Source organism: Brevibacillus brevis, assembly GCF_022026395.1.
GTDB lineage: Bacteria > Bacillota > Bacilli > Brevibacillales > Brevibacillaceae > Brevibacillus.
In genome coordinates, this window is the sequence record NZ_CP041767.1 from 2,817,897 (window position 1) to 2,829,249 (window position 11,353).

At 46.9% G+C, this 11,353-nt stretch carries 10 protein-coding genes; 8 read left to right on the top strand and 2 right to left on the bottom strand.

The window, feature by feature from the left end; translation table 11 throughout:
• Nucleotides 1–18: 18 nt before the first annotated feature.
• A complete protein-coding gene (locus FO446_RS13975) occupies nt 19–1,629 on the top strand; it encodes a SagB family peptide dehydrogenase (RefSeq protein ID WP_173609320.1) in 1,611 nt (536 codons plus the stop codon).
• A gap of 40 nt (nt 1,630–1,669) precedes the next feature.
• Here the strand turns inward: FO446_RS13975 and FO446_RS13980 are convergent, their stop codons facing one another.
• The gene (locus tag FO446_RS13980; RefSeq protein WP_269137334.1) at nt 1,670–3,415 is read right to left on the bottom strand and encodes a cysteine desulfurase-like protein; all 1,746 of its coding nucleotides are present in this window, start codon (nt 3,413–3,415) and stop codon (nt 1,670–1,672) included.
• A 279-nt stretch (nt 3,416–3,694) separates the two neighbouring features.
• On the opposite strand from FO446_RS13980, the gene FO446_RS13990 reads away from it, so the two are divergent.
• On the top strand, nt 3,695–4,204 hold the full coding sequence (locus tag FO446_RS13990) for a GNAT family N-acetyltransferase (RefSeq protein WP_232773245.1): 510 nt from the start codon (nt 3,695–3,697) through the stop codon (nt 4,202–4,204).
• Between the two features lie 78 nt (nt 4,205–4,282).
• On the opposite strand, the gene FO446_RS13995 is transcribed toward FO446_RS13990, so the two are convergent.
• Nucleotides 4,283–5,110, bottom strand: coding sequence for a hypothetical protein (locus tag FO446_RS13995; RefSeq protein WP_221867023.1), 828 nt, complete (start codon nt 5,108–5,110; stop codon nt 4,283–4,285).
• A 254-nt stretch (nt 5,111–5,364) separates the two neighbouring features.
• Between FO446_RS13995 and FO446_RS14000 the strand changes: the two genes are divergently transcribed.
• From FO446_RS14000 to kynA, 6 genes are all read left to right on the top strand, one after another.
• Nucleotides 5,365–5,976 (top strand): DedA family protein, encoded by a 612-nt coding sequence (locus tag FO446_RS14000; protein ID WP_173609316.1) that lies wholly within the window; start codon nt 5,365–5,367, stop codon nt 5,974–5,976.
• Between the two features lie 184 nt (nt 5,977–6,160).
• Complete coding sequence (locus FO446_RS14005) at nt 6,161–7,645, top strand: amidohydrolase family protein (protein WP_173609315.1); 1,485 nt, start codon at nt 6,161–6,163, stop codon at nt 7,643–7,645.
• A gap of 169 nt (nt 7,646–7,814) precedes the next feature.
• Entirely contained in the window at nt 7,815–8,657 is an 843-nt protein-coding gene (locus tag FO446_RS14010) for an ABC transporter ATP-binding protein (RefSeq protein ID WP_173609314.1), read from the top strand.
• On the top strand, nt 8,590–9,345 hold the full coding sequence (locus FO446_RS14015) for an ABC transporter permease (RefSeq protein WP_173609313.1): 756 nt from the start codon (nt 8,590–8,592) through the stop codon (nt 9,343–9,345). The genes FO446_RS14010 and FO446_RS14015 overlap by 68 nt, the downstream gene beginning before the upstream one ends.
• Nucleotides 9,346–9,373: 28 nt before the next feature.
• Nucleotides 9,374–10,369: an aliphatic sulfonate ABC transporter substrate-binding protein gene (locus tag FO446_RS14020; RefSeq protein ID WP_173609312.1), complete on the top strand. Its 996-nt coding sequence runs from the start codon at nt 9,374–9,376 to the stop codon at nt 10,367–10,369.
• Nucleotides 10,370–10,449: 80 nt separating this feature from the next.
• Nucleotides 10,450–11,310, top strand: coding sequence for a tryptophan 2,3-dioxygenase (kynA, locus tag FO446_RS14025; RefSeq protein ID WP_173609311.1), 861 nt, complete (start codon nt 10,450–10,452; stop codon nt 11,308–11,310).
• Nucleotides 11,311–11,353 lie beyond the last annotated feature (43 nt).

Consider the following 11,353-nt stretch of genomic DNA (forward strand, 5'->3'; position numbering starts at 1 on the left):
CATCTGGGAGTGAGCCGGATGAGCCTCGAAAATTTCTTGTACCGCCTTCATTTTGATACAGAAAACGCCAGGTCAAGTGATAGTGAAGTGGATTGGGGGGATGCGCCACTTACATACAAAGTGTACAGGGGGCTACCTGTCATTCCATTGCCAGAAGATATTCCTTTTTCACTTGTAGATCAAACGGTTTCACAAGAAATGTCTCTTCCTCAATTGGGCGCTTGGTTATGGTATAGCTACGGACTGATCCAAATCAGCCAATCGTTGGTAACCACGACTTCGGCAGATGCAGAATCTGAGTCGTTTTGGCCGCTTGTAACGAATCGAAGACCTGTTCCATCTGGGGGAGGGCTCTATCCGAGTGAGCTGTACGTGTATGTGAAGCTATCGAGTATTCCTCCAGGTCTATACCACTACGATGTGGCTCATCACAGACTCGTACAGTTGCGCGAAGGGAATTTTGATCACGTCCTTAGCCGAGCGCTTGGTGGCAGTTGTCCGGTACATGCATGCTTTGGAGTTGCTTTCGTATCCATCTATTTTTGGAAGAACTTTTTTAAGTATGATGAGTTTTCCTATCGATTGCAGGGCCTCGATGCTGGTGTACTGCTTGGGCAATTGCAGGAAATGGCAAGCCAGCTCGGCGTGACGACTTCGGTACACTACCAGTTCCTGGATAGAGCGTTGAATACACTGCTAGGATTGTCTGCCGATCAAGAGAGTGTCTACGCGGTAGTCCCCTTATCGCTTCAAACAGAAGGGGGAAGGTATTCGCACTCACCGGCACAATGGACAGAACGAGAAGAGGAAGAGACAGCAAGCGAGCTAATCAGAGAACTGCCTGAGCAAAAGCATGTGCACGTGATGCGATCAAAAAGAATGAGGCAATATCCTGCACTTCTGCAAATGAATGAAGCTGCCATGCAGGCATCTACCTATGCATTTAGACGATATTCGGATCAGTTGGAAAGCAAGTGGCCTCGTCATTTTGATGAGCGAATCCTTCTCCCGCGTTTGCAGAAACCAAGCTATGATCTGGCGCAATATTGCCGGGAGCGTTTTTCACCGGAAATGGACTTTGTCAAGAGGAAAACAGACCTGAATCAGGTAGCGCGTATCATGGAAATGACGATGAGTGCTCTATCGTATGGCAATGATTTGGGAAATAATCAGGAAGCAGCTTGTAGAAGGCTATCTCTCTATGTAAGCATTCATCAGGTCGAAGGGATGCAAGATGGGGCATATGCATACGAACCACGGGAGCACGCGCTTTATCCGATTGTATATGGAGATTTACGAGCACGCCTTCAAGACGGGATGACTCTGGACAACGTAAATTTGTATCAAGTGCCGCTCTGCTTTCATGTGGCGGGGAAACGTGATCATCTGATCAATGAGTTGGGTTATCGAGGGTATCGCATTCAGCAGATGGAGGCGGGAATCGTCGTGCATCACTTGCTTTTGGCAGCGTTCACGTGTGGAATGGGTGGTCATCCGCTACTCGGATTTGACGTGGAGAATTGCGATGATCTTTACAAGCTAGAGACCGAAGAGAAAACCTGCTTGATTCAAATTCCGGTCGGGCACTATCGCCCCCGCGCCAGATTTCAGACCGGGCTTCATGGATAAAAACGTGGAAGACCCGAGTCTCGTTGACCCGGGTCTTGTATTATGCTCGTATAATGGCTTTGATACCTTGAATGAAACGGTCCATTTCCTCGTGGGTATTATACGGTGCCAGCCCCGCTCGTATCCAGCCGCCACTTTCATTGATTCCCAAACAATTGGCGAGTGTTGTCGCATAAAAGTCCCCATTCGCAACGAATATGCTATGCTCCTCACACAATCGCTCACATACTTCTTGAGGAGAAAACCCTTCGATCCGAAAAGCGATCGTCGGTGTTTTCGGTACATCTTCACCTGCTTGATAAATGGTGACATCCTTCATTGCGCCAAGTTCTTTTCGGAGCTTTTCTGCCAGCTGATTTTCATAAGCTTCGATTCCCTCGTAACCTGAGCGGATTTTTTCTGGGAAGTTATCACCGAGACCAAGTGATGCAACAAATTCGATAGCGGGTCTGATTCCTGCGATCCCTTCATGATTTTGTGTTCCGGTCTCCAGTTTATCTGGATAAGAAGAAGGAGCGGGAACCAATTTGTAAACATCGAGTGCTTCAAAAATTTCTTTGCGGATGACAGCGATTCCGACATGTGGACCAAAAAATTTGTAAGCGGAACAGAGCAGGATATCGGCTCCAATCTCGTCACGATGGATGGAGAAGTGAGGGGCCGCATGCACGGCGTCGACAGCAACAACAACTCCTTTTGCGCGTGCTTTTTGGGAAATGGCAGCGAGATCATGGATCGTTCCGACAGCATTGGAAGCAAGCCCGACTGCCAAAAGTCTGGTTCTGGAAGTAAGGAGGGTATCGAGTTCATCTTGTTGTAACGTAAGTGTCTCTTTGTTCACCTTCAACCACCGAACGATCATTCCGCGATCAGCGGCAACGGTCAGCCACGGGTCTACATTGGCGCGGTGATCCATCTCGGAGACGATAATCTCATCCCCTTCTTTCCAATGCCGACCTAATGCACGAGCAATGGCAAAGGTCAGGGTGGTCATATTCGCACCAAAAGCAACCTCTAGCGGCCTTACGTGGAAGAGATCGGCTACGGCTTGCTTGGCATCTGCCAGAATGGCTTCTGTCTCCTTGCTCGTTGGAAAGGAGCCATGTAAATTCGCTCCACCGTTCGCCATATAGTGATAGATCGCGTCCATGGAGGATTTTACGACTTGCGAGCCGCCTGGACCATCCAGATAAACAACTGGCTTGCCTTTGTACGTTCGTTGAAGTGCGGGGAATTGCTCTCGGACTTTTTCAATGGGGAAATGTCCTGATGTAACTTCTAATCGCCAATCATTCGAGCGCATAAAACTTCCAGGAGGGTATTCAAAGGTGCATTCTGATTGCAGAGTGAAACCGAGCTTTCGGCAAATGGCATTCGAGGCAGGATTGTCCACGGAGGGGAAGGCATGAATAAACTTGTGTCTCTGTTCTTGGTTGATGTGTGCGATGAGTGAGGCTAAAGCCGCTGAGGCTATCCCTTTCCCTTGATAAGGGGGCAGGACGCTCCAGCCTACTTCGTATACGTTTTCTCCTTGCCAGATGCGGTCCCAATAGCCGATGCTTCCGACAGGGGTGTGATCTGGAAGCAGAACGATGCTGAACATCTTGCTGGTAAGCTGTCCGTCTTTATTGACGTATCGTTCGTGCCGAGCAAGGAGCTGTTCCTCCGTCTCTGGGCCTCCAAGATGCTCCATCATGGCTGGCGCATTCAAAAGACGCAGCAAGGAAAGATCGTGATCCGCCCAGGGCTGAATGCGGACAAGCGCAGTGTTTAGCGTTGTAGACATTTTTTCACTCCTTATCGACTGGATGTCCGTTGTGTCTATCATCATTCGTTATCTCTCATTATTCGAAAAAAATTCCAATTAATCAATCTTCTATTCGTTCTCAGAAAGAGTGTTGGAAAATCATGCTATAATGGTGATGCCCGAGCGATTCTTATTATCGGAGTATGGAAAGAGAAGCTGAGGTGTAGGAATAGACCCTTTCTGAAAAGACATATGTCGAGTAAATCCAACGTAAATATTTTCACCGATAATAAAGGAAAGAGGAAGGGGTACCTGTCCATGAATGAAAAAAGCATTCATACACAACGGCTCAAATTGATTCCATTTACACATAGAATAGCGACGAATATTTTGCATGAAAATTACGAAGAGTTATTGGCTATGGGGCTTACATTAGGCGAAGGCTGGCCTGATGCGGATGCGATGGAAAGCATACCCAAAATCATCAAGGCACTCGAACGCACAGGGGAACCAACTGGATTTGAATCGTGGATGATCATTACAAAAGATGGCAGGAAGATCATCGGTGATGTAGGATTCAAAGGAGTCCCGAATCCCGAAGGAGAAGTGGACATCGGCTATGGAATTGTTGAAGCCGAGCGAAAAAAAGGCTACGCGTACGAGGCGGCTGAAGGCTTGACGGATTGGGCGCTGTTGCAGCCAGATGTGAAAAAGATTACGGCAAGGTGCTTGCTAGCTAACATAGATTCCGCAAAATTATTAGTCAAGCTGGGCTTTTCAGAAATTAAGAGGGACGAAGCAATGATTTACTGGTATAGGCAGAAATAATAGCACTCCTGAACAGAATCAGAGTTTCACACGAAAAAAAGGACGCACACATGGCAGTCCTTTTTTTCGTGGAGAACATCAGTTGCTGGAATTTTCTATGGGAACGTTGTAGATATGTTTCGTGCCATCTTTATACGTTACTTCGAGTATTCCTGATTGAAGGGACGGGCCTTTTGCTTTTACTTTTTTCTTCGTGGAGAACTCTCCTGACTTCGAGTCGATTCGCAACGTAATGACCGTATTGAAGACTTGAATGGTTACGCGCTTGATTTCTTTATTCGAGACTTTCCCTGTCACTTCGATTTGGTAATACGATTTAGGGAGCTCACTTGATTCAGCATGGAGCTCAATCTCATCTGGATGGAGAGCCAGCTCTGGAAGAAATTTCGTCTGCATCTTTACAATTTCCTCTTTGCGTTCCTTATCTTCAGGTCCTATGAGGATGTGTACGTAAGAGTTTAACTGAAAATAGTCTGGCGTTAGATCACTCGGCAGTTCGTCTGTTCGGAAATATTCATCTTGCTCCAATGTTCTCCCGGGCTTTAAGGTTTTTTCCTTGATGTCCGGTGTACAGGCAGGTTCGTCTTCAGGGTAGGGAAGCTCCCAAGAGTCTCCAGAGGCAAACGCTTCAAGTTGATTTGTTACACCATAGCAATGACCAGTCGTGTAGGTAATTGGCTTCCGCGAAATATTCGTGACAATCGTATTTACGTGGTACATTGGTGAGTCGTATTTAGGATTGTCGATTTCGGTAACGGTTACTTGAAACCGAAGTCCTTCTTTCTTAAATGGTTTGTCAATGAAAAACATGCCGGTTGCTTTTGGTACGGCCGCGTTTACATTAACGGCGCCAGCAGTCATAACCAGCAAAAAACATACGAGTGAATAGACAATCTTGCGAAACACACAGTTCACCTCCTCACGATTCGTTTTTGAAAAATGTGCATGGAGGCACCTTTTTAATATTCCATATATTACCTCTCTTTGCAATGTTTTTTGCTCAGGAATATTTTAAATGAAAATTTTCAAAGGAAAGGTAACCCAAGACTTCCTTCTTTCGTATTGAAATAAAGGAAAAGATTATCGCTTTTCATTGAACTATGCAACGCGTCTCTCTATACTGGAGAGATAAGCATTGGTAAATAATTGTGAGGGATAGCATGCAGAACTGGATGACCCAAATTATTGAACAATATAGTTACTTCGGTATCTTGCTCATGATGGCACTGGAAAACATATTTCCGCCCATACCTTCTGAGGTGATCTTGACGTTCGGTGGATTTATGACGACGCAATCATCCTTAACGGTTTTTGGCGTAATCTTGTCAGCTACAATCGGTTCTGTGATCGGGGCAATCATACTCTATGGAATCGGTTATTACCTGGATGTCAAGAAAATAGAGAAGATCGTAGAGAGATGGGGACATATTCTGCGCATTAAACCGGCAGATATCCATAAAGCAAATGAATGGTTCGACCGATACGGGTACTGGACGATCTTTTTTTGCCGCATGGTCCCATTGATCAGAAGCCTGATTTCCATTCCTGCTGGTATGACCAAAATGAACTTCCCTCTGTTTTTGTTGTTTACAACACTTGGTACGTTTATTTGGAACATCGTCCTTGTGGTGGCAGGTCACTTATTGGGGGAATCATGGGAAGACATTCTGTACTATTTCGATCTCTACTCCAATGTTGTTTATGTTGTTCTCGCATTCGCGGGGATAGCGTTCCTCATTGTTTTCCTCCGCAAACGAAAAGTGGATGCCTAGAACCTTCCAACCATCTTTCCTTCAAGGGAAGGTGGTTTTTCCATTTGGAACCAAGAGGTAAACATATTATAAAAAGTCGTAATTTTCTTGCAAATACAAAGCGCCTTAATTGCGTTAAGGTGAGAGAAGGTGGAGCAGGTGACATGGGCACCGCCCTTATTCTTGAGGCTGGAGGAGATGCAACTTGATCGATTTGTTACTCGTAAACGGCGTAGTCATTACCATGGACAAAGACCGTCGGGTATTACAGGACGGGGCAGTCGCCATTGATAAAGGAAGAATTGTAGAGGTGGGCGACACTCCACTTCTAATAGACAAGTATCCCGCGCAAAAGGTAATCGACTGCGCGCATCATTGTATACTCCCAGGCTTCGTTGACGCACATGGTCATGGCGGACATTCGTTGTTCAAAACGATTGCGACGGACAATATCAACGACTGGATGCCAATCATGACCAACACGTATAAGCACTACGTGACAGACGATTTTTGGTACTACGAGGGCAAGTTGTCGGCACTGGAGAGGCTTAAAGCTGGGATTACGACAGGTGTTAGCGTACTCGGCTCGATGCCGCGCTCGGATGATCCGATTTTTGCCTTGAATCACGCCAAAGCGTACAACGAGGTGGGTGTTCGCGAAATCGTAGCGACAGGTCCATGCAACCCACCGTGGCCGCATCCTTTCAGCCGCTGGATCGATGGACAAAAAGTAACGAAGGAAGTCACCTATGAGCAGGTTCTCGCTGGAGCAGAAGCAGTGATCGAAGCCCTGAATCATACGAACAACGATAAAACGAGAGCATACATAACTCCCTTTGTCATCGTGACCTCTGTCAATCCGTCTTATCCGACACCAGCTGACCAATTGTTTGGCTTAACCGATTTCGACCGGTACCAAGCGCGGAAAATCAGGGAGATTGCGAAAAAGTACGACACGCGCATCCATTCCGATGCTTTTGGAGGCATGATTCACCTCGCGATTCAAGACAAAGAGTACGCGCTCTTAGGTCCAGATGTACACTTGCAGCATTGTCGGGGAATTTCTTTTGACGAGGCGAAAATTTTGGCCGAAACAGGAACGAATGTGAGTGCTTCTCCTGGTTTTGGTCAAATCAATGCACGCACCCCGATTACGGAATTGCTGGAGATGGGAGCCACTGTTGCGATCACAACAGACGGCACCTCGCCGATGACTCCTTTTGACATGTTCCAGGCCATGCGCAGAATGCAACTGTTGCAACAAGCGGCGTTGCGCGATTATTACTACCTCCCGCCGGGCAAGCTGCTGGAAATGGTCACGATTGACGCGGCGCGCTGTGTGGGCTGGGACGATGAGCTGGGGTCGCTGGAAGCTGGTAAAAAAGCGGACGTCATTACAGTAAATATGCATCAGGCCCACTTGAATCCCGAAAACATGCATGTCCATCGTGTTGTCTATCAGGCAGTCGGTGGAGATGTGAACCATGTCATTGTCGACGGTGAACTGATTATGGACGAACGCCGTGTGTTGACTGTGGATGAAAAGCAAATTCTCAAGGAAGCGAATGAAGAGGCGAATCGCACAATCGAGCGGGCAGGCCTGGAAGTCTACATGCAGCCAAGCAAGTATTTCTGGGGGCATGCGCGAGCTTATTTGGATGAGAGAAGATTTGACCCGACGAAATTGTAGTTTGGAGAATGTTAATGCTGCACCTAAAGTGTTGCCCTTGCATTGAATAGGAGAAGGTGCCCGCCGCCTTCCCTTTTTTTATTGGATTATAGTTGACAAAAACGATAGGATTAATCATTATTTATTCATAATCCCCATCGACTAAGTTGGAATAAAAAGAGGTGCAGTCATGTATCTGACTATTGATAATGTTACGAAACATTTTGTGGATGAACAGAAACAAAAAGTAAAGGTGCTCGATGATATCAATCTGGAAGTGGAAAAGGGCAGCTTCGTTTCCATTGTCGGCCCCTCTGGCTGTGGAAAATCGACGCTGCTCTACTTGATAGCGGGATTGGATCAACCGGACAGCGGTGACATACACGTTGCTGGCAACAAAGTGAATAAGCCCGGCCCCGACAGAGTCGTCGTTTTTCAAGAAGCAGGGTTATTTCCATGGCTGACCGTTTTGGAAAATGTTACATACGGACTCAAGTTAAAGAAAATGTCTGCAGCGAAAGCCAACGAAAAGGCGCTGGAAGTGCTCAAAATGGTCCATTTGAGCAAGTATGTTCATTCCTATCCCCATCAGCTCTCAGGCGGGATGAAGCAACGCGTAGCCATAGCTCGGGCACTTGTCATGGAACCCGACATTTTACTGATGGATGAACCTTTCTCGGCGCTGGATGAACAGACGCGAATGGTTCTTCATAAGGAGTTGCTTGAGATTTGGCGGACGACCAAGGTCACGATTTTTTTCGTTACCCATAATATCCGGGAGGCCGTTTTGCTTGCGGAGAGGATCGTCGTTTTTGCCACACGCCCCGGAAAAATCAAGGAGATCATTGCGGTTCCTGCTATGCGCGATGGAGTCATGCCGGACAGTGTGACAGTCAACACGGAGCAGAAGGTGCTGTCGATCCTGCAAGAAGAGATAGAAAAGGTGCTGAAGGAGGAAATGGGCAATGACTACAGCTTTAAGACGGGTCATCTTCATCGCTATGATAGCGGCGATATGGGAAGTCACATCTAAATTATCCGGGTTGCCATCGTTCATGTTTCCTAGCTTGACCCAGATTTTTGAAACACTCGTAAATGGCTTGATAAGCGGGCAAATTACCGCCGCGATTGGAAAAAGCATGGGACGAATCCTGTTGGGCTTTCTCATTGCCATTATCGTCGGACTAATATTGGGTTACTTCATTTGGAGATACAAACTCGTAGAAGATACGCTTGGGTTTGTCGTGACGGCGCTTCAATCTATTCCGAGCATTGTCTGGTTCCCGCTTGCGATTATCTGGTTTGGCTTAAATGACTTCTCCATTCTGTTCATCGTGACGATTGGGGCGACCTGGACGATGACGGTCAACGCGACCAGCGGTTTTAAAAATGTCCCGCCGCTATATCAGCGGGTAGCCAAAACTTACGGTTCGACTGGCTTTCACTTTGTACGAACAGTCATTCTTCCTGCATCCGTACCACAGATCATCTCAGGGCTTCGAATCGCTTGGGCATTTTCCTGGCGGGCACTCATGGCTGGTGAGCTGCTCGGGGGTGGCGGTGGTCTCGGTCAACTGCTCGAGATGGGACGTTCCCTTGGACAAATGGATTTGGTGATATCTGTCATGATCATTATTGCGATCATCGGTACCGTCGTCGATAATGTTGTCTTTTCACGGATCGAACGCAACGTTCAGATGAAGTGGGGAGTCCATTCATAAAAGAAAAATAGCGAAGGAGTGTCGTCACATGCTTAAAAAAGTGATCAGTACCGTTGTCGCATCCCTATTATTGATGGGGATTGCGAGCGGGTGCTCTACGGGCGGAGCAGAATCCTCTGAAAAGGAAGTAAAGATCGGATATTTCCCGAATCTTACCCATAGCGCAACGATCATTGCACTGGAGAAAGGCTATTTCAAGGAAGCTTTCGGTGCGGATGTAAAAATTCAAACCAAAACGGTCGCCAATGGCGGATTATTTATGGAAGCAATGGCAACAAAAGCAATTGATGTAGGGACAGTCGGACCTGGACCGTTGTTGAACTTTTATGTCAAGCATCCCGGTTATCGTTTGATTTCAGGAGCGGTCAATGGCGGAGCTGTTCTCGTCATGAATGGTTCAACCAACATTACCGAACTAAAAGATGTAAAAGGCAAAAAAATCGCGATTCCGGTAATCGGCAGCACACAGGATGTCATGCTCAGAAAAGCATTGGATGAGGTTGGCCTCAAACCGACGACGAATGGTGGGGATGTGGAACTGTATGCGGCGGCTCCGGCAGATACGGCAGCATTATTCGTACAAAAATCCGTTGACGGTGCAGCAACCCAGGAGCCGTGGGGATATGTACTGGAAAATAAGGCGGGAGGAAAATTACTTTTGGACTGGGATCAATTCGCTTGGGGGAAAGAATCAACGAATACAGTAGTAGCAGCCAGCGATGAATTTTTGAAACGAGAAGGATTGGCAACCGCTTACCTGCAAGCTCATAAAAAGGCAGTCAAATTCATTCAAGAAAATCCCGAAGAAAGCCAAGACCTGATCATCAAGCATCTGAAAAATCTGACTGGCAAAGAGTTGAGCAAAAAAGAAGTGCAGGCAGCCTTTTCCCGTTTGGAAGTAACAACAGCGGTTAATGAAAAAGTTATTCAGGAAATGGCAGATATCAGCCAGGAAGCGGGCTATATTCCGAGTAATAAAATCGATGGTCTGATAGATTTGAAATATTTGGAATCAGCGAAATAAAATCGGGTGAGAAGGAGGGTGATTCAGCAGGAGGTTCGAGGGGTGGAAAGGAATTAGATGGGAAAGGAGGTCATACCACGATGAGACCACATGAACAAGGAAGTAATCAACCAAACGACAGCTCATTGGAGACACAGATTCATACTGATTTTCAAAAAGAAATGACGTACGGCGATTACTTACAGCTCGATCAAATCTTGTCGAGTCAACAGCGTCAATCCACCCATCATGATGAAATGCTGTTTATTATCATTCATCAGGTGAGTGAGCTTTGGATGAAACAAATTTTGCACGAACTGTCAGCAGCAAACGAATGCATCTGCAATCACGATCTGGAGCCAGCTTTCAAAATGTTCGCGCGAGTCTCGCGTATCCAGCAGCAATTGATTAAATCGTGGGATGTCCTTTCTACATTGACGCCAGCCGATTACCTCCAGTTCCGTGACACGCTGGGTCATTCGTCCGGTTTTCAATCTTACCAAAACAGACTCATCGAATTTACATTAGGATACAAGAACCAGCATGTCCTAGCGGTGTATACGCATCAACCAGAGCTTCACGCCAAAATGAGTGCGGCCTTGCAGCAGCCAAGCATTTACGATGCGGCGATCAGGGAGATGGCTGTTCGGGGCTTGCCGATTGATCCGGAATGTTTGAATCGCGATTGGTCACAGCCATATCAACCAAATCAGAGTGTCGAGCAAGCCTGGCTGACTGTGTATCGAAATGTGAACCAATATTGGGATCTGTACGAGTTGGCAGAAAAGCTGGTGGACATCGCCAGCCAGCAACAACAATGGCGTTTTAACCATATGACGACAGTCGAACGCATCATAGGCCAAAAGCCGGGAACCGGAGGGTCATCGGGCGTCATGTACTTACGCAGAGCGCTCGATCACCGTTTTTTCCCGGAGCTATGGAGCTTGCGGACGTTGTTGTAAAAAACTCTTCAAAAAAAGCGAAAAAAGCGTCTTGGGGACCCAA

What these genes read in the sequence shown, in the direction of transcription:
- FO446_RS13975 (WP_173609320.1), top strand. Translation starts at nt 19, where the DNA reads ATGAGCCTCGAAAATTTCTTGTACCGCCTTCATTTTGATACAGAAAAC.
- FO446_RS13980 (WP_269137334.1), bottom strand. Translation starts at nt 3,415, where the DNA reads ATGTCTACAACGCTAAACACTGCGCTTGTCCGCATTCAGCCCTGGGCG.
- FO446_RS13990 (WP_232773245.1), top strand. Translation starts at nt 3,695, where the DNA reads ATGAATGAAAAAAGCATTCATACACAACGGCTCAAATTGATTCCATTT.
- FO446_RS14000 (WP_173609316.1), top strand. Translation starts at nt 5,365, where the DNA reads ATGCAGAACTGGATGACCCAAATTATTGAACAATATAGTTACTTCGGT.
- FO446_RS14010 (WP_173609314.1), top strand. Translation starts at nt 7,815, where the DNA reads ATGTATCTGACTATTGATAATGTTACGAAACATTTTGTGGATGAACAG.
- FO446_RS14015 (WP_173609313.1), top strand. Translation starts at nt 8,590, where the DNA reads ATGACTACAGCTTTAAGACGGGTCATCTTCATCGCTATGATAGCGGCG.
- FO446_RS14020 (WP_173609312.1), top strand. Translation starts at nt 9,374, where the DNA reads ATGCTTAAAAAAGTGATCAGTACCGTTGTCGCATCCCTATTATTGATG.
- kynA (WP_173609311.1), top strand. Translation starts at nt 10,450, where the DNA reads ATGAGACCACATGAACAAGGAAGTAATCAACCAAACGACAGCTCATTG.